15 protein-coding genes are annotated in these 17,764 nt (G+C 68.2%); 5 read left to right on the top strand and 10 right to left on the bottom strand.

What is annotated here, in order from left to right:
* Positions 1–172: 172 nt before the first annotated feature.
* Positions 173–1,759: an ABC-F family ATP-binding cassette domain-containing protein gene (locus tag K7711_RS23830; RefSeq protein ID WP_222971648.1), complete on the bottom strand. Its 1,587-nt coding sequence runs from the start codon at positions 1,757–1,759 to the stop codon at positions 173–175.
* A 261-nt stretch (positions 1,760–2,020) separates the two neighbouring features.
* Here K7711_RS23830 and K7711_RS23825 point away from each other — a divergent pair, with 261 nt between their 5' ends.
* Positions 2,021–2,317 carry a hypothetical protein gene (locus tag K7711_RS23825; RefSeq protein WP_222971647.1) on the top strand — a complete coding sequence of 99 codons (297 nt, stop codon included), beginning with the start codon at positions 2,021–2,023 and terminating at the stop codon, positions 2,315–2,317.
* Positions 2,318–2,344: 27 nt separating this feature from the next.
* On the opposite strand, the gene K7711_RS23820 is transcribed toward K7711_RS23825, so the two are convergent.
* The 7 genes from K7711_RS23820 to K7711_RS23790 all read right to left on the bottom strand — a co-directional run bounded on the left by K7711_RS23820 (position 2,345) and on the right by K7711_RS23790 (position 10,673).
* The gene (locus K7711_RS23820; protein ID WP_222971646.1) at positions 2,345–2,758 is read right to left on the bottom strand and encodes a hypothetical protein; all 414 of its coding nucleotides are present in this window, start codon (positions 2,756–2,758) and stop codon (positions 2,345–2,347) included.
* Positions 2,759–2,903: 145 nt separating this feature from the next.
* Positions 2,904–3,476, bottom strand: a complete 573-nt coding sequence (locus K7711_RS23815; protein WP_222971645.1) for an adenine phosphoribosyltransferase — start codon at positions 3,474–3,476, stop codon at positions 2,904–2,906.
* Positions 3,477–3,535: 59 nt separating this feature from the next.
* The gene (locus K7711_RS23810) at positions 3,536–5,227 is read right to left on the bottom strand and encodes an ABC transporter substrate-binding protein (RefSeq protein ID WP_222971644.1); all 1,692 of its coding nucleotides are present in this window, start codon (positions 5,225–5,227) and stop codon (positions 3,536–3,538) included.
* A gap of 112 nt (positions 5,228–5,339) precedes the next feature.
* The gene (secF, locus tag K7711_RS23805) at positions 5,340–6,551 is read right to left on the bottom strand and encodes a protein translocase subunit SecF (RefSeq protein WP_222971643.1); all 1,212 of its coding nucleotides are present in this window, start codon (positions 6,549–6,551) and stop codon (positions 5,340–5,342) included.
* Positions 6,551–8,386, bottom strand: coding sequence for a protein translocase subunit SecD (gene secD / locus K7711_RS23800; RefSeq protein ID WP_222971795.1), 1,836 nt, complete (start codon positions 8,384–8,386; stop codon positions 6,551–6,553). Before secD ends, secF begins: the two co-directional genes overlap by 1 nt.
* Before the next feature lie 136 nt (positions 8,387–8,522).
* The gene (yajC, locus tag K7711_RS23795; protein WP_222971642.1) at positions 8,523–8,942 is read right to left on the bottom strand and encodes a preprotein translocase subunit YajC; all 420 of its coding nucleotides are present in this window, start codon (positions 8,940–8,942) and stop codon (positions 8,523–8,525) included.
* 243 nt (positions 8,943–9,185) lie between these two features.
* Positions 9,186–10,673: a flavin-containing monooxygenase gene (locus tag K7711_RS23790; RefSeq protein ID WP_222971641.1), complete on the bottom strand. Its 1,488-nt coding sequence runs from the start codon at positions 10,671–10,673 to the stop codon at positions 9,186–9,188.
* A 148-nt stretch (positions 10,674–10,821) separates the two neighbouring features.
* Here K7711_RS23790 and K7711_RS23785 point away from each other — a divergent pair, with 148 nt between their 5' ends.
* Positions 10,822–11,379 (top strand): DivIVA domain-containing protein, encoded by a 558-nt coding sequence (locus K7711_RS23785; protein WP_308014907.1) that lies wholly within the window; start codon positions 10,822–10,824, stop codon positions 11,377–11,379.
* A 60-nt stretch (positions 11,380–11,439) separates the two neighbouring features.
* A complete protein-coding gene (locus tag K7711_RS23780) occupies positions 11,440–12,315 on the top strand; it encodes a hypothetical protein (RefSeq protein WP_222971639.1) in 876 nt (291 codons plus the stop codon).
* A gap of 233 nt (positions 12,316–12,548) precedes the next feature.
* On the opposite strand, the gene K7711_RS23775 is transcribed toward K7711_RS23780, so the two are convergent.
* Both K7711_RS23775 and K7711_RS23770 read right to left on the bottom strand, forming a co-directional pair.
* Positions 12,549–13,094: a DUF8020 domain-containing protein gene (locus tag K7711_RS23775; protein ID WP_222971638.1), complete on the bottom strand. Its 546-nt coding sequence runs from the start codon at positions 13,092–13,094 to the stop codon at positions 12,549–12,551.
* A gap of 290 nt (positions 13,095–13,384) precedes the next feature.
* Positions 13,385–13,816 (bottom strand): DUF1707 SHOCT-like domain-containing protein, encoded by a 432-nt coding sequence (locus K7711_RS23770; protein WP_222971637.1) that lies wholly within the window; start codon positions 13,814–13,816, stop codon positions 13,385–13,387.
* A gap of 406 nt (positions 13,817–14,222) precedes the next feature.
* Between K7711_RS23770 and K7711_RS23765 the strand changes: the two genes are divergently transcribed.
* Together K7711_RS23765 and K7711_RS23760 are read left to right on the top strand one after the other, a co-directional pair.
* Positions 14,223–15,617: an ATP-binding protein gene (locus K7711_RS23765; RefSeq protein WP_222971636.1), complete on the top strand. Its 1,395-nt coding sequence runs from the start codon at positions 14,223–14,225 to the stop codon at positions 15,615–15,617.
* Positions 15,618–15,645: 28 nt separating this feature from the next.
* The gene (locus K7711_RS23760; RefSeq protein WP_222971635.1) at positions 15,646–17,598 is read left to right on the top strand and encodes a vWA domain-containing protein; all 1,953 of its coding nucleotides are present in this window, start codon (positions 15,646–15,648) and stop codon (positions 17,596–17,598) included.
* Positions 17,599–17,764 lie beyond the last annotated feature (166 nt).

Raw genomic sequence — 17,764 nt, 5'->3', positions numbered from 1 at the left:
TGCGCCCGATTCCGGGGCGCACACGGCATCGGTGGACCGTCCGGCGGCCGGTCGAGACCGGCGTTCTATACAGAACGCGAAGCGAGCCGGGACAGTTCCCGCGCGATGCCATGAGTTCGCGGACGACCGGGCGGTGATCATGGACGCGCCGCGCCGCTGACCACCGCCCCCGTCACGGATCCTCCAGCAGTCCCTCCTCGGTGAGTTCCAGCCGACGGGTCACCCCGATCTCCTCGAGGAATCGCTGATCGTGGCTGACCACGATCAGCGCGCCCTCGAATCCGGTGAGCGCCTCGGTGAGATGGGCCAGGCTGGGCAGGTCCAGGTTGTTGGTCGGTTCGTCCAGGAGCAGTAGCCGGGGTGCGGGATCGGCCAGCAGCAGCATCGCCAGCGCCGCACGCAGACGTTCCCCGCCCGAGAGCGCACCCGCCGCGACATCGGCGTCCGCGCCACGGAGCAGGAAGCGGGCCAGTTGGGCACGCACCCGCTCGGCGGTGGCGTGCGGCGTTGCCGCCGAGACGTTCTCGAACACCGACCGCTGCTCGTCGAACACGTCCAGCCGCTGCGGCAGCATCCGCCACGGCACCTTCGGCGGTTCCGCGGCGATCCGGCGCAGCAGCGTGGTTTTCCCCGCACCGTTGCGCCCGGTCAGCGCGATCCGCTCCGGGCCGTTCACCCGCAGGGTGACCACCGGTCCGTTGGCCAGCCGCACCTGGTCCAGCTCGATGACGTCCTGTCCCGGATACAGCCGCGTCCCGGGCAGATCCACCCGGATCTCCCGATCGTCGCGCAACTGATCCTGCGCCCGGTCCAGACTCTGCCGCGCCTGCTCCACCTTGGCGATGTGGTTGTTGCGCAACTTGCCCGCGGCGACCTGGGCCTGCCGTTTGCGTTCGCCCATCACGATTTTCGGCTCGCGCTTCTGCTCGAACATCTTCTGCCCGTACCGCTGACGCCGATCCAGTTTGATCCGGGCCTCCACCAACTCGCGCGATTGTTTGCGAACATCGCTGCGCGCGTCGCGAATCGCCGCGCGAGCGGTCTCCTGCTCGGCCTCGATGATCTCCTCGTAGGCCGCGAAATTCCCGCCGAACAAACGGATCTCACCGCGCCGCAGTTCGGCGATGGCGCTCATCCGGTCGAGCAGTTCGCGGTCGTGGCTGACGATCAGCACGGTGCCGGAGAACTGGTCGACGACCTCGTAGAGCCGTTGGCGCGCATGGTGATCCAGATTGTTGGTGGGTTCGTCGAGCAGCAGGACGTCGGGTTCGCGCAACAGTTCGGCGACCAGGCCGAGCAGAACCGTCTCCCCACCCGACAGCGTGTCCAGGCGGCGATCCAGCTGCGCTACGTCCCCGGCCAGATAGTCCAGACCCAGGCGGCCCAGCAGCGCGACCGCGGACTCCTCGACATCCCAGCGGCCGCCGACGGCGTCGAAGTCCGCCTCGGTCCCCTCCCCCGATTCGATCCGGTGCAGCGCCCGCCGCACCTGATCGATACCGAGCACCTCATCCACCCGTTGACCTGCGGCCAGGCCGAGATCCTGATGGAGATATCCGAGGCTGCCGCCGACGGTGATCGAACCGCGCGCGGGGCGCAGCTCACCGGCGATCAAGCGGAGCAGAGTGGACTTCCCGACGCCGTTGCTGCCGACCAGGCCGAGGTGACCGGGCCCGAGGACGGTGTCCACACCGTCGAACACCGGGGTGCCGTCGGGCCAGGAGAACGTGAGATCGGACAGCGAAACAGAAGTAGACATGTGCACGCTCCAGAGAGGTCGCGAGAATGCGGCGCGCGGGATGCGGGCCACTCGACGGCTACCTCAGAAGAGCAACGGCACGACTCCGATCAACGGAAACAAGACTCGGCTACGTTAGCCGACCGGACCGATCCGCGCAAGGAATTCTTCGCCGACCCTGCGCGCACAGCGACACGCCCCCGGCGCCGCTCGGATCGATGTAGACTCGACTTATCAAGTGGCCTAACGGTTTCAGCGATTCGGCGACGGGATTCGCGCAGTATGGACAGCTATCGCAGACTCCATCGCCGTGGTCCGGTGGGCGCACTGGTCAGCGCCGTCGGCAGCATATTCGCCCTCATCGAGATCGCGCACATGCTGATGTTGCTGTTCGGGGTGAATCCGACGAACAGACTCTTCTCGGTCATCACATCCCTGGCCGAATCGCTGGCGCTGTTCTTCCCGGGCCTGTTCGACACCGGCAATCACGAGCTGAACATCGTCGTGGGTTACGGTCTGGCCGCGGCGTTCTGGCTGCTCGTGGCCGGGATCGTCGCCCGCGTACTGGGCCGGTTCTGAGCTGTGCGCGCCGAGCGCCGCACGTGATCAGTGCTCGCGCGGGGTGAGGAATTCGAGCCGGTGATGCTGGAGGAATTCGAAGGCCGGCGCCCACTGCCCGGTGAAGACGTCCTGCTCGTGCCCGACCGTATGCACCGAGGCAGCACCGACCCGCGGGTTCTCACACACCACCCGTGCATCGTGCCGCCCGTGCCGCACCGGCCCGCTGTCCAGGCGCACCGTGCCGTCGCCGCTCACCGGCCGCCAGGGCGTCTCGACGCCCGTGGCCGCGATCCGGCAGGAGTGTCCCGGCTTCTCGCCGGAGACCTGTGCGGTGATGGTGTTCCCGCCGTGCACGTCCACCGACGGTGCGGCCGAGGCGGTCGCCGCACCGACCGCGAAGACGACTCCCACCGCGCCCACGGCGGCGACGCTGATTCTGGTGTGCTGCGCTCGGCTCATGAGTCTGATTGTGAATCCGGATCCCTGTGAAGTCGCTGAGGGTCAGCGACGATGTCGGCGTGTCCGCGAACGACCCGGCATCCGGCCGCGCCGCCGCGGCACGAGCATAACCACCCACCCGGCACCTGACAACCGCAGCCGGGAACTACAGGCGCACAATCGAAGTCAGCGGATAGTCGCCCTGATGCTTGCGGCCGTCCAGGAAACCGAGTTCGAGTACCACCGCGGCGGCCGTCACCTCCGCACCGGCGGCGGCGAACAGTCCCGCCGCCGCGGCCAGGGTGCCGCCGGTGGCCAGCACGTCGTCCAGCAGCAGGACCTTGCGGCCCTTCAGATCGATGCCGTCGGCGGGGATCTCCAGTGCGGCCGAACCGTATTCGAGGGTGTACTCGCGCGAGAGCACCGGCGGCGGAAGCTTACCGGCCTTGCGGACCGCGACGACGCCGGTGCCCAGCGCGGCCGCGACACCCGCGCCCAGCAGGAAACCGCGCGCGTCCACCCCGGCCACCAGATCCGCGTCCGGCGCGCACGCGCCCAGGCAGTCGATCACCGCGTGGAATCCGTCCGCGTCCGCGAACACCGGGGTCAGATCGGCGAAACGCACACCGGGAGTGGGGAAGTCGTCATGCCATCGAGTCAATCGCTGCACCGCTTCGGCGGCCCGCGCGACGCGCTCCCCCACCGTGTCGGCCGACTCGGTCATACCGTGTTTACTCATCCACACCCACTCCACTCATCCGACGCCCGGTACCCCGGGGCCGCGCCACACCGGGACGCTCACCGCCGCAACACCCAGCGATCCATATTCCATCCCGCACCGGACTCGGTGGGGTTCACGACCCCGCTCTGCATACCGGTGCCGAAGGCGATCGTCCGCGGTGTGTCGAACAGCGGAATCGTCGGCATCTCGTTCCAGAGCAGATTCTCGGCCTCGGTGTCCAGATTCAGCACGTTGGTCGAATCATCGTCCGCCGCAAGCTGATCGGTGATCGCATCGCAACGGCCGTTGCCGTAGTGACCGAAATTCAGGCCCTGGCCGGTGTACAGCGCCGCCGCGGCGCCGATACCGGACAGCGACCCGGCCGGACCGGGCGCACCGGCGGTACTGCCCAGCACCGCGTCCACACCGGCGCCGAGCTGAGTCGGCACGAAGGTCGGCGACCCCGCGTCCACCACCGTGATCCCGGCCGCCCGGCAGGCGTCGGCGATCATCGCGACGGTCTGCGCCCGCCGATCGTCCGGTGCGCGATAGCCGATCCGCACGGTCGGATTGTTCGCCCCCGCCGTACTCAGGACCTGCTGCGCTCCGGCGGTGTCACCGCCGGGGTACTTGCCGGCCGCACCGGTACTCGGTGTGTAGTACAGCGAATCCGCCTGTGTCGTACGGGAATTCAACGGACCCGAGCCCAGGCCCGATTTCTGGTCGAATCCCGGATGTCCCAGCTTGTCGAACAACGTCTTGCGCGGAACGCACAGCGCGAAGGCGCGGCGCGCGTCGGGCGAGGCGAAGACCCCCGACGTGGCCAGCACCAGTTGCTCCGCGCCCCGACCGGGCACCTGGTTCACCGAGAATCCGCTCAGATCCAGATCCTTGACCGACCCCGCGCCGATGTCGACGACGCCGACCGCCTTGTCGGACATCTTCTGCTTCAGGTCGGTGTTCTTGGGCCACACCACGATTCGCGGCGTGCGCGGCGGCAGACCCCACCACTTCTCATTCTTGACCAGTACCAGACCGTCGGTGGCGCTGTAGGAATCGATCCGGTACGGCCCCGAGGACGGGAAGAGTTTGGTGTCGAGCTTGTCGGGCGTGAGATTCCAGCCGGTATTCCAGAACTGCGCCAGTTTGTCCATCACGGCCGGATCGGCGGTCTGCACCGCCGAGACCACACTCGGCACGCCCGCGGACTGCGCCGCGATGTGCGCGGGCATCAGATTCGCGGCGCCGAACAGGGTCTGCCAGGGCAGGAAGTGCCGCCCCGGGCGGAAGACCACCGTCGCGTCCTTCGAACCGGGCTGGCATTCGACCTTCTCGATATCGCGATAGCCCGCGGTGGAGGCCGCATCGAACATCGGCGCCTGACCACCGGCCTTGGTGAACCGGCCGCTGCGCGCGGCCCACTCCAGTACCAGATCGTCACAGGAGGTGGGCACCCCGTCGGAGTACACGCCGTCCGGGTTCAGCCGGTACTGGATGGTCTGCACATCACCCGGCACCTGCTTGGCTGTGCCGTAATCGGTGTCCGCGACCGGCTGACCGTCCGGACCGGTATAGAAGAACCCGGTGGACACCCGCGAGAAGATCGCTGCCGCACCGCCGTTCGCGCCCGACGTGGTGCCGCCGTTGTAGCTCAGCGGTACCGCGTCGACCGCATAGCCGATGGACGGCACCTGATTCTTCGCCGAACATCCGGCCAGAGCACCACCGACGAGCGCACCCGCCGACAGCACCCCGATCGTTTGCCGCATCCACCGACGGCGCGTGCCGACCCCTCCGTGGTTACGCACGCTGCCCTCCGTCGTTACGCAAGCTTCCTCCGCTGAATTCGCTGCGACTGCGCGAGGGCAGCGCCCCGCATGATCAGTGCCTGTTCTTGTGGCGCTTTCCGGTCGGCCGCGCACCCGGCCTCGGCGCGGCGGACCGGGGCGCATCGCCCGACGGCTCACGACGACGGGGTGCGGTGCCCGCGGGCGCCACACGACGCGGAGCCGCCTCGTCGTCGGCGGACCGGGCAGCCCGGCCCGCCCGCTTGCTCAGCACCTTCTTCGTGTGGGCGGCCACCGGCCCCCAGCGCTCCTTGATCGAGACCAGCAGCGGCACGGCGAAGAAGATCGAGGAGTACGCGCCGACGACCATACCGATGAGCTGCACCAGCGCCAGATCCTTCAGCGTGCCGACGCCCAGCAGCCACACCGCGATGACCAGCATGCCGATGATCGGCAGAATGCCGATGATGGTGGTGTTGATCGAACGCATCAGCGTCTGGTTGGCCGCGAGGTTCGCGAATTCCGCATACGTGCGGTTGGTGCGGTGCAGCACGCCTCGGGTGTTCTCCTCGACCTTGTCGAAGACGACGACGTTGTCGTAGAGCACGTATCCGAGGATGGTCAGCAGACCGATCACCGCGGCCGGGGTCACCTCGAAGCCGACGATCGAGTAGAGCCCGGCGGTCACGATCAGGTTGAAGAACAGCGAGGCGATCGCGGCGATGGACATATCGCGTTCGAACCGGATCGCGATGTAGATCATCGTCAGCAGGACGAACACGCCCAGCGCGATGAGCGCCTTGCGCGTGACCTGACCACCCCAGGTCGAACTGATCTCCGCGATGCTGATCGCGTTGCGGCTGACCGTTCCGGTCGAGTCCTTCGGATGGAAGGCGTCGAACAGCGCGGTCTGCACCTTGTCCTGCTGCGTGGCATCCAGTGTGTCCGAACGGACCTCGTACGAGGCCGCGGCGCCGGAGCCGACCTTCTGCACGGTGACCGGATCGTGCCCGAGTGCCTTGGCATAGGCATCGGTGACCTGCGAGGTGCTGGTCCCCGCGGCGGCGGGCAGCTGGATCCGGGTGCCACCGGCGAAGTCGATGCCGAGGGTGAATCCGCGCAGCCCGATACTCAGCAGCGCGATCAGGATCAGCACCGCGGCGATGACGTAGTACATCCGGCGTCGCCCGACGATCCGGAATCCACCGGTGCCGGTGTACAGCCGTTCGAAGAATCCGTGCTTGGGCGCGGCGGCGGCCTGATCGTTCACGGTGTCGGTCTCCATGACGGAACTCGGGTTGCTCATCACGCCTCCTTGCCGGCCGGGACGCCGGCGGCGGCCTTGCGTTCACGGGCGTACTGCGCCACCGCGCCCAGGCCGTTCACCGAGGGCTTGGCCCAGAACGGCGAGCGCGAGGCCAGCATCATCAGTGGCGAGGTGACCAGGTACAGCACGATGACGTCGAGCACGGTGGTCAGACCGAGGGTGAAGGCGAAGCCCTTCACCTGACCGGCGGCCAGGATGTACAGCACCGCCGAGGCGATCAGGCTGACCGTCTTACCCGACAGGTTCGTGCGCTGGGCTCGCGACCAGCCGCGTGGCACCGCCGAACGGAAACTTCGGCCTTCGCGCATCTCGTCCTTGATGCGTTCGAAGAACACCACGAACGAGTCCGCGGTCATACCGATACCGATGATCAGACCCGCGATACCGGCCAGGTCCAGGGTGAAATTGATCCACCGGCCCAGCAGCACGATGATCCCGTACACCGCGAAACCCGAAGCGACGAGCGAGAATCCGGCGAGGAAGCCGAGCATCCGGTAGTAGAGCAGGCAGTACAGCAGCACCGCGATCAGACCGATCGCACCGGCGATCAGACCCGCGTGCAGCGAGGACAGGCCCAGCGTCGCGGAGACCGTCTCGGCCTCGGAGGTGGCGAAGGACAGCGGCAGCGAACCGTACTTCAGCTGGTTCGCCAGATCCTTGGCGGTGGTCGCGTTGAAGTGCCCGGTGATCGAGGTGGTGCCGCCCTCCTGCGGGCCCTGCTGCACCACCGGCGCGCTGACGACCTTCGAGTCGAGGACGAACGCGACCTGCTGGTTCACGTAGTCGCCGGTGAGCTTGGCCCACGGATCGGAGTGCTTGAAGGTCAGGTCCACCGACCACTGCGACTGCTGCTGGTTGAACGAGGCGCTGGCGTCCTTGATGTCCTGGCCGTCGATGCGGCTCTTGTCCAGCAGGTAGGTGCCGGTGCCGTCGGTCGCACAGGTGACCAGCGGCAGATTCGGGTCGTCGTTACCGGCCAGCGGATCGGGCTTGCTGCAATCCAGGGTCGCCAGCGCGTACTGCTGGATCTGCTGGTCGGTGCTCTGCCGGATCAGCTTGGCCTCGGCGATGGCCTTCTTGGTCTGCTCGGCCGGGCTGAGCGTGTTCGCCGGGGCCGGGGCCGAGGTGGTCGGAGCCGGAGTGCCGGGCTTGGGCGTCGTCGACGGCGTGGGCTTCTTGGGCGTGGCCGGCGGCGTGGTCGGGGCCTGCTGGTGGCTCAGATCCTGCGCGAGCGGCACCTGGTAGTCCGCCGGGAACACGCGGTTCTGCGGAGCGTGGTTGGCCGTCGCGGGCTTCTGCGCGCCCGGCGCGGGCGTGGCCTTACCCGGTGTCGCATTGCCCGGCTGCTGCGTGCCCGGCGGCGTCATGCCCGGCAGCGGCAGCCCCGGAGTGACGTTGCCGGTGGGGCCGCCCGGAAGTCCGCCCGCGGCGTTCTGCTGACCGGACTGCAGGACCGGGCGGATGTAGAGCTTGGCGGTGGTGGCCAGTGACTTGGCCTGCTGACCGTTCTGTCCGGGCACCGTGATCACCAGGTTGTCACCGTCGATGACGACCTCCGACCCGGCGACGCCGAGGCCGTTCACTCGGGACTCGATGATCTGCTGGGCCTGTTTGAGGCTGTCCTGACTCGGCTTGCTGCCATCCGGCGTGCGCGCGCTCAGCGTCACACGCGTGCCGCCTTGCAGGTCGATACCGAGTTTGGCCGCTGCGGTCTTCGCATCTGTGAAGAACACCAGGCCGTAGATCACGATCAGCAGCAGCGCATAGACGCCGAGCAACCGCAGCGGATGCCCCGTTCCCTTGGAAGGTGGCACAGTTCTTATCTCCTGGACGGTGTTGGGCCGGGCAGTGGACAGGGTGAGCAGGCGGATGCCGGTCGAGCAGTCGACTGCGGACATGCCGCAGCGCCGTCGCACACGGCCGGTGCGGCCGGGCGACGACGCGGGTGGGTCATTCCTTGGTCAGCCGGGCGTTGGTGTCCTCGACGGACTCCTCCACGGTGGCGCCGTCGGCCGCGGTGTGCGGCGGCTGCGCCGCGGTGGTGGCGGAGCCCTCGGGCTCGGTCGCCTCGACCTCGGAGTCGTGCGGCTCGACCTCGGCCGATTCCGTGGCGTCGTCGGTGCGCACATCGCGCACGGCGGCGCGCAGCCAAGTGGTCACGACGTCTTCGGCGATCTCCAGGTCGATGGTCGTCTCGTCGAGATCGACCACGGTGCCGTACAGGCCCGAGGTGGTGGTGACCCGATCGCCGACCTTCAGGTTCTCCTGCATGGAGGTAGTGTTGGCGGCCTCGCGCTTCTGTCGGCGGACGCCGAGGAACATCGGCACCAGCAGGGCTACCAGCAGCAGGGGAAACAGCAGTTGAGCCATCGTTGTCGTCGGTCCTAGGTCTGTCGGTGGGAGCGGTCCGGCGGACGCCGAACTGCCAGCGTAGTACCCCAGTCTGCCATCAGCTCGCGGTTACCGCCCACGGCGGTCGTTTCGAGCACCCGTACCGACGCCGACGCCGTCGCGACCGGGCGGCCGTCCCCGGGGTCGGGCGAACACTACCCCACCGCGGGACCTGCGGGCCGCGCGGCCGCCCCGCGAACGCGCCGAGGGCGACAAAGCGGACTACGCGTGTGCGTAGAGGTAGTCGTCCAGCGGGAAGCTGACCGCCTCGCGATGGGCGTTCAGGGTGCTTGTCGGACGCAGCAGTGCGGCCTCACCGTGCTGGTTGAAGTAGTAGCTGCGCGCGGTCGAGCAGTGCCCGTCGTAGAACACCGAGGACGCCAGCTTCTCGGTGACCCGGTCCAGGAATTCGGTGTTGGCTCGCTCGGTCACCTCGAACACCTGGGCGTCGCGCCGGAACATCTCCCCGAACAACCGGCCCATATGTTTCATCTGCGCCTCGATGGTCGTGAAGTACGACAGGCCGCTGTAGGAGTACGGGCTGTTGAGGCTCAGGAAGTTCGGGAACTTCGGCACCGTGATGCCCTCGTACGCCTGGAATCGGTTGTCCCGCCAGAACTTTCCGAGATCCACCCCGTCGCGGCCGATGATCTCGATGGCCGGGAAGTTCACGTCCCACAGATTGAAGCCGGTGGCCAGGATCAACGTATCGATCTCGGTGGTGCGCCCGTCGGCGGTGACGATGCCGCCCGGTTCGACGCGTTCGATCGAGGTCGTCTCCAGATGCACGTGCGGTTCGTTGAACGTCCGGAAATAGCTGTTCGAGAACGTCGGCCGCTTGCAGCCGAAGTCGTAGTGCGGGGTGAGCTCACGCCGGGTCTCCGCATCGCGCACCTGGGTCCGCAGATGCGCCTTCGCCAGCAGGCCCGCGCCCCGGTTCAGCAGTTTGGCCTGCCGGAAGTGCAGGACGCCGATCACCATCATCGCCTCGAGCGCGGTGGTGTTGGCCAGGCGGGCGGCCTGCTGGGTGAGCGGCACCCGATCGAAGAGGTTCTGCACCACCGGCGGGATGGGCATATCGATCTTGGGCACGACCCAGATCGGGGTGCGCTGGAACACGGTCAGCTCGTCCACCACGCGCGCGACTTCGGGCACCAGCTGCACCGCAGTCGCGCCGGTGCCGATGATCGCGGCCCGGCGGCCGGTCAGGTCGTAGTCCTGATCCCAGGCAGTGGTGTGAATGATCTTGCCCGCGAAGGTCTCGATACCCGCGAACGGCGGGGTGTACGGCTGGGACAGGAAACCGGTCGCGGTGAGCAGATACCTGGCGGTCAGCGGTTCACCGCCCTCGATGTTCACCACCCACTGGTTGTGTTCGGCGTCCCAGCGGGCGCCGGAGACGACGGTGTCGAACCGCATCCGCCGACGCAGGTCGTATTTGTCCGCGACGTGTTCGGCGTACCGCTTCAGCTCCGCACCCGGTGCGAACAGTCGCGACCAGTGCGGATTGGGTTCGAAGGAGTACGAGTAGGTGACCGAGGCGATGTCCACCGCGAGTCCGGGATAGCGGTTCACATGCCAGGTCCCGCCCAGATCGCTCTCGCGCTCCAGGATCACGAAATCGCCGAGTCCGAGCCGGTCGAGCTCGATGCCCGCACCCATGCCACCGAACCCGGCTCCGACCACGATCGCATCGAATCGAGGCGCCACGACGAACCTCCCGTTACGCAAAGTACCTGATACAGAATGACACATTATTTGCCGCAGGACACCCACCACCGGACCGGTCGCCCGGCAACGGATCGAATTATCGTGACCCGCACTACATTCGCGTCGAGCCGTAGTAAGAATGTTCGGTGTGACGACCGAGGACGAGCGGATGGCCCGCTTCGCCAGAACCCCCGCGGGACAGCGCGGCTACGACGCGGCCGAGGTGGACGCCTTCTGCGAGCGGATCGCCGCGGCGTTCCAGGGCTCCACGATGCTCAGCGCCGCGCAGATCCGCGAACACGAATTCGCCGCTGCCGCATTCGGGCACCGTGGCTACGATCGCGACCAGGTGGACGATTATCTGGATCGCGCCTGCGTGGATCTCGAATACGCGCGCCGCGGGGACGCACCGCACCCCGGGCCCGAGCGGCTGAGCCCGCGCGATATCCAGCGGCTCCGGTTCTCCGCACCCCCGCCCGGACGTGACGGCTATGCCGCCGCCGAGGTCGACACCTTCCTCGACATCGTCGCCGCCACCCTCGCGCACGCCGGACCCACCGGCCTGAGCAGCCGGGACGCGCGGGCGATCGACTTCTGCCCGGCCGAACCCGGCGGCCCGTCCTATTACGCCGACGAGGTGGACGCCTTCCTGGACGTCGTCGTGCGGACGCTGACCGAGCAAGAGCAGGCGCACACCGCATCGTGAGTAGTGTGGGCACCCGGTCCGGCCTGCCGAGCGGAAAGGTGATGCATGCACTGGGATCAGATGACGGCTACACCGAACGACCTGCGCAAGCGGGCAACTCGCCTGCGACGGGGCGTCGGGCAACTCGGCGTCATCGAGTCGATCCTCGACGCCGCGGACGGGCCGTGGCTGGGCGTGATGGACGCCGACGGCCGCGGCACCGCGGAACTGCGCATGCATCTGGCGGGCCGCTACCGCCTGACCGCGGTGGTGACCAGCGCCGGGAAGCTGAGCATGGTGCAGATGCACGCGCCCGAGGTCGGCGAACGGGTGATCTCGGGTAAACCCGCACTGCGGCAGGGCTGGGACGAGACCGTGACCATGCCCAAACAACCCGACTGGCTGGACTACGTCATCGATTGGGTCGGCGCGGCCAGCGCCGACGTGGACCGCCGCACCGTCATCACCTGGCAGCTCCAGGGCGCGGACCGCCGCCTGGCCGCCATGGACGACACCCTCGAGGGTATGCGCGCCAGCCTCGCCGAACGCGAACAACTCCGCGACGAACTGGCCGCCGAGATCGACCTGCTCCGTAGCGAATTCGACTCCCTGCCCGAACGTCGGGCCGACACAGCCGATCTGCCTGTCGTCGGCGTCGACCTGCCCGGTACTCCTGGCAGCGACCTCCCCACCGAACCCGGCACGGTCGCACCCGAGCTTCCCAGCGACGATCGCCTCACCGAACCTCACACGGCCGCACCTGATCTCCCCGTAGTTGATCGCGTCGGCGAACTCGGCGCAGGCTTGCATGAAGTCTCCGGCGCGCCCGAAGCTTCCGAACCAGGCAATTCCACGGATGATCAATTCCCCGGGGCGAACACGGTCCCGCACGAGAATCCGGACGTCATGTCGGACCCGGCCGATATTTCGCGAGTCGACGCGAACGCACAGATCTGAGTTTCCGCGCGAGTCGAGCAGATTCGAAAGCTCGCTGATACTTCCGCATGATGCATGCGTCGCAGCGCCATTTTCGGAATGACACGGGGAATACCCGGCGGCAGCGGCGCTGCGAGCGTCGGCACGTCACGGGTCGGGCCCGAAATACGACGCAGCGCCGTCCGGGTCGATGCCCGAACGACGCTGCGCGAGGAGAGATCTCGTCCGCTGAATACCGGCCGAGAGGTTTCGAACTACGGGGTGGAGTAACCGATCAGGGCGCCGATGCCGGCGCCGAGCGGAATGGTCACCAAGGCGCCGACGCCGCCGAGGAAGAAGCCGATCACCGCACCGATACCAGCGCCGATCAGGGCGCCCACACCGGCGTTGTATTGCTTGCGAGCGGTCGTGTCCGCCTCGTCGATGGACTTGACGACGCTCGACGACGCGGATTGCGGTGTGAGGGTGAGGGTTCGGCCGTCGTTGGCAATCCGGGGGGTCAGGCCGACGATCCCGGCGGCGGACCGCAGGCCCAGCGGAACAGAGGCCACGACCGCGCCCGAGGCATCGGTGAGCGTGACCGCCCGGGCGTCGGGCGTCAGAGCGAACCGGCCCGCCGCGACGGTCGTGGCCACACCGGTGTGGTCCGCGGTCGGCGCGACCGAATACTGCACGCCGTGATCGGCACCCTGAATGGCGGTGGCGGCAGGCGTGACAGGCTGTGCTTGCACGACACCCGCGGTGACGCCGGTGGCGCCGATCGCGAGTAGCGCGGTAGCAGCGAACTTCTTGGCTCTCATATGCATTCCCCTCAAATCCGTCGGTTGTTCCACCGACACGTCCGACCCCCGACGTTTCGACCGCATCCATTCTGGCGGAAGCCTCGCGGGGGCGGTCGTTTTTGGATCACATTGCCTGACAAGGTTTCCCTCGACGAGAGTGCCCGGAACCGCTGCGGTGCGCCACCCCTGCCGGGTGCACACCGCCGGTACCGCGGACAACCAGCAGGTGAACCACTTCGGTGAGATGGATCACGATATTGCCGACAGTGCGGGGAAAGCGTTGCGCGCCAGCGCGTCCGGCGAACGGATCACATCCGGGAGTACCGCCGCGGCCCGCGATACTGCCGCGCCCAGCCGCGACGACCGCGCAGGAAGATGAAGAACAGCACCGGGAACACGAAGAACGGGACGACGTGGACCGTCACAGCGAGGACGACCGCGAGTATCAGCACGGCGAACACCACCACCGGGATCAACGACCGGGGCTGCCGGGCAGGCGCGGGCTGTGCCGACTGCGGCACCACGGGGCTCGGCAGATCGCTGAACAGCACCGCGAGGTCCGCGGTCGTCTTCGCGGCATACGCCCGCGCCACCCGATCGTCGTATTCGTCGACCTCCAGCCGGCCCGCCGCGAAATGCTCGCCCAGCGATGCGGCCGCCTGCTCACGTTCCGCCGTGCCGATCCGCACGGTGCGCGATGTCGGGGACGCCCCGAAGCCCACGGAGTCTGATTCGGCCATCTCTACCGCCTCACCGGAAATTACGACAATCGAGCTGCCACCAGGGTAGATCGCACTCGGTCCGGCGCGCCTGCGCCGTGGTGCGTATTCGCGGCTACGCCCTGCGACGCAGTCCGCCGCATTCGGTGCGCGTATCCCGGGGCCGGTCGAATGCCGGTGCGCGCCCGCCATTTCCACATATCCGACCGCATTGTGCGGCTCAGTCGGGCGAGCAGATGTTCGCGCAGAGCCGAATTCGCCGGCCGCTGGGCACGGAAACCGGGCCTTGGCCAGGTATTTCCCGAAGTACCGCGAAAGCGGCAGTTCGTACGATATCCGAGGATGCACACCTGTCAACTTCTTTTCCGGCCGACGCCGCAGGTCGGTTGCGTCGACGGGACCGCAAGATCGTCGTAGCGTCGATACGGTGACCGCACCGGAGAACCTCCCCACCACCGCGGGCGAACTGCGTGCCGCCGGATATCTGCCGCGCAGCGTGAAGTCCGAGATCCGCGAGAATCTGCTGGCCCTGCTCAGCTCCGGCGGCGACGCGTGGCCCGGCATCGTCGGCTTCGACCGAACCGTCCTGCCGCAACTCGAGCGCGCGCTGCTGGCCGGACACGACGTCGTCCTGCTCGGTGAGCGCGGCCAGGGCAAGACCCGGCTGCTGCGTACGCTGATCGGCCTGCTCGACGAGTGGACGCCCGTCATCGCGGGCGCCGAACTCGGCGAACATCCGCTCGACCCGATCAGCCCGGCCGGACGGCGCCTGGCCGCCGAACTCGGCGACGATCTGCCGGTCGCCTGGCGGCACCGCTCCGAGCGCTACGCCGAGAAGCTGGCCACCCCCGACACCTCGGTCGGCGACCTGATCGGCGACGTCGACCCGGTCAAGGTCGCCGAGGGCCGCAGCCTGGGCGATCCGGAGACCATCCACTTCGGACTCGTCCCGCGCGCGCATCGCGGCATCGTCGCGGTGAACGAGCTGCCTGATCTGGCCGAACGCATCCAGGTCGCGCTGCTGAACGTCATGGAGGAGCGTGATATCCAGGTCCGCGGCTACACGCTGCGCCTGCCGCTGGACGTGCTGCTCGTCGCGACGGCCAATCCGGAGGACTACACCAACCGCGGCCGCATCATCACCCCGCTCAAGGACCGCTTCGGCGCGGAGATCCGCACCCACTACCCGCTCGACGTGGAAGCCGAGGTGGATCTGGTCCGCCAGGAGGCCGAACTGGTCGCGGAGGTCGGCGATCCGCTGATCGAGGTGCTCGCCCGGTTCGTGCGGCAACTGCGCGAATCGCCCGCGATCGACCAGCGTTCGGGTGTGTCGGCGCGCTTCGCCGTCGCCGCTGCCGAAACCGTGGCCGCGGCGGCCCTGCGCCGGTCCGCGATCACCGGGGAGAGCCCCGCGGTCGCGCGTCCGGTCGATCTCGAGTCGGTGCCCGCGGTGTTGCGCGGCAAGCTGGAGTTCGAATCCGGTGAGGAGGGCCGCGAACAGGAACATCTCACCCACCTGATGCGCCGCGCGTTCTCCGAGACCGCCCGCGCCCGCCTGGGCGGGGTGAATCTGCGACCGCTGGCCACCGCGGTCGGTGACGGCAACATGGTCACCACCGGTGAACGCATCCCCGGCAAGGACGTGCTGTCCGCACTGCCCGAACTGCCGGTGCTGCACGAGGTCGCCGAACGCCTCGGCGTCGGCCCCACCGAACCGCCCACCCGGATCGCGGCCGCCGTGGAATTCGCCCTGGAGGCGCTGTTCCTGGCCCGGCAGGTTGCCAAGGACACCGACGACGGCATGGCGGTCTACGGTTCGTGACCGCCGTCGAACCCTCTTGTGAGAGACCATGACTGCCCCTGATCGCTACTCCTACGGCCCCTATCACGACGGCCCCGATCCGCTCGCGCCGCCACTGGATCTGCGCGATGCCCTGGACCAGATCGGGCGCGAGGTGATGGAGGGCAGCTCGCCCCGGCGCGCGCTGGAGGAGCTGCTGCGCCGCGGCATGCGCGATATGCGCGGCCTGGACGAGCTGACCCGGCAGGTCTGGCAGCGTCGCGCCGACATCACCCGCCGCAACCGGCTCGACGGCACCCTGCAGGAGGTGCGCAGGCTGCTGGACGAGGCGCTCGACGCCGAACGCCGGGCGCTGTTCCCCGATCCGTCCGACGACGCCCGCTTCGCCGAGGCCCAGCTCGACGCGTTGCCGCCGAGCACCGCGGCCGCGGTGGGCGAACTGTCCGAATACGACTGGCGTTCGGAGACCGGCCGGGAGAACTACCAGAAGATCCGCGACATGCTCGGCCAGGAACTGCTCGAATCGCGCTTCCAGGGGATGAAGCAGGCGCTGCAGAGCACCACGCCCGAGGATGTCGAACGCATCAAGCGGATGATGTCCGATCTGAACGATCTGCTGACCGCGCATGCCCGCGGTGAGGACACCGAACAGCAGTTCGCCGAGTTCATGGCCGAGCACGGCGAATTCTTCCCGGAGAATCCGCGCGACACAGATGAGCTGATCGATGCGCTCGCCGCGCGTTCGGCTGCCGCGCAACGCATGCTCAACTCGATGTCCGAACAGCAGCGCGCCGAACTGTCCGACCTGATCGGGCAGGCATTCGGCGATCCGGACGTCGCCGCGCAGGTCGCGGCGCTGGACGCGAATCTGCGTGCGTTGCGTCCGGGTGAGGACTGGGAGTCCGCGCAGCGATTCCGCGGACAGGATCCACTTGGCATGGGCGAGGGCGCGCAGGCCATGCAGGATCTGGCCGAACTCGACGCCCTGGCCGAACAACTCGGCCAGTCCTATCCGGGTGCGCGGCTCGAGGACATCGATCTCGACGCGCTCACCCGCCAACTCGGCGACGAGGCTCGCGTCGACGCCCGGCGTCTGGCCGAACTCGAGCGTGAGCTGCGCCGCCAGGGTTTGTTCGAACGCGCGCCGGACGGCTCACTGCGCTTGACGCCCAAGGCATTACGCCGACTGGGTGAGACCGCGTTGCGCGCGGTCGTCGGGCAGCTGCGATCGCGGCGCGGCGAGCGGGACACCGCGCTGGCGGGTGCGGCGGGCGAGCCCACGGGCGCGTCGCGGCTGTGGCGGTTCGGCGACACCGAACCCTGGGACGTCTCGCGAACCGTGCGCAATGCGGTACTGCGTTCGGCTTCGGCGGGCAGCCGCAGCGTGCGGCTGGACGTCTCCGATGTCGAGATCGTCGAGACCGAACAGCGCTCGCGGGCCGCGGTGGCGCTGTGCGTGGACACCTCCTGGTCGATGGTGCAGGAGGGCCGGTGGGTACCGATGAAGCGCACCGCGTTGGCGCTGCATCAGCTGATCAGCACCCGATTCCGTTCCGACGCACTGGAAGTGATCACTTTCGGCCGCCACGCGGGATCGGTGGACGTCTCGGAATTGACCGCGCTGGAAGGGGTCTGGGAGCAGGGCACGAATCTGCACCACGCCCTGCTGCTGGCCGCCCGGCATCTGCGCCGGCATCCCGATGCGGTCCCGGTGGTCCTGGTCGTCACCGACGGCGAGCCCACCGCCCATCTAGAATCCGACGGTGAGGCGTACTTCAACTGGCCGCCCCAGCCACGAACCCTGGCCGTCACCATGACCCAGGTCGACGCCCTGGCCAAACTGGGCGCCTCCATCACGGTCTTCATGCTCGGCGACGAACCTCGCCTGGCCGCCTTCGTCGACCTGGTGGCCCGCCGCAGCGGCGGCCGCGTCATCGCCCCCGACCTCGACGGTCTCGGCGCAGCCGTGGTCAGCGACTACCTGCACGGCCGCCGCCGCTGACCGTCGGCACGCCCGTCCGCGGACCTACACCGGGCCCGTGGGGCGGGCAAGTGGCACAAAGTCCCGCAGTATCGGGATGATCCGCACCCGTCTGTTCTCGAATGTCATCTCCCAGAGCATCTTTCCGTCTTCGATGTGATCCCGGCGCAAGACTGTTCATCCGCCG

It is taken from the genome of Nocardia coffeae (assembly GCF_019890715.1).
In the GTDB taxonomy this organism is placed as follows: Bacteria; Actinomycetota; Actinomycetes; order Mycobacteriales; family Mycobacteriaceae; genus Nocardia; species Nocardia jiangxiensis.
Note: the sequence above shows the minus strand (reverse complement) of the source record. Positions and strands in the feature narration are given on the sequence as shown.

Coding starts and splice junctions, on each gene's coding strand:
- K7711_RS23815 (WP_222971645.1), bottom strand. CDS start 3,476: ATGAGTAAACACGGTATGACCGAGTCGGCCGACACGGTGGGGGAGCGC.
- K7711_RS23770 (WP_222971637.1), bottom strand. CDS start 13,816: ATGGCCGAATCAGACTCCGTGGGCTTCGGGGCGTCCCCGACATCGCGC.
- K7711_RS23760 (WP_222971635.1), top strand. CDS start 15,646: ATGACTGCCCCTGATCGCTACTCCTACGGCCCCTATCACGACGGCCCC.
- K7711_RS23810 (WP_222971644.1), bottom strand. CDS start 5,227: ATGCGGCAAACGATCGGGGTGCTGTCGGCGGGTGCGCTCGTCGGTGGT.
- K7711_RS23825 (WP_222971647.1), top strand. CDS start 2,021: ATGGACAGCTATCGCAGACTCCATCGCCGTGGTCCGGTGGGCGCACTG.
- K7711_RS23775 (WP_222971638.1), bottom strand. CDS start 13,094: ATGAGAGCCAAGAAGTTCGCTGCTACCGCGCTACTCGCGATCGGCGCC.
- yajC (WP_222971642.1), bottom strand. CDS start 8,942: ATGGCTCAACTGCTGTTTCCCCTGCTGCTGGTAGCCCTGCTGGTGCCG.
- K7711_RS23830 (WP_222971648.1), bottom strand. CDS start 1,759: ATGTCTACTTCTGTTTCGCTGTCCGATCTCACGTTCTCCTGGCCCGAC.
- K7711_RS23780 (WP_222971639.1), top strand. CDS start 11,440: ATGACGGCTACACCGAACGACCTGCGCAAGCGGGCAACTCGCCTGCGA.
- secF (WP_222971643.1), bottom strand. CDS start 6,551: ATGAGCAACCCGAGTTCCGTCATGGAGACCGACACCGTGAACGATCAG.
- K7711_RS23820 (WP_222971646.1), bottom strand. CDS start 2,758: ATGAGCCGAGCGCAGCACACCAGAATCAGCGTCGCCGCCGTGGGCGCG.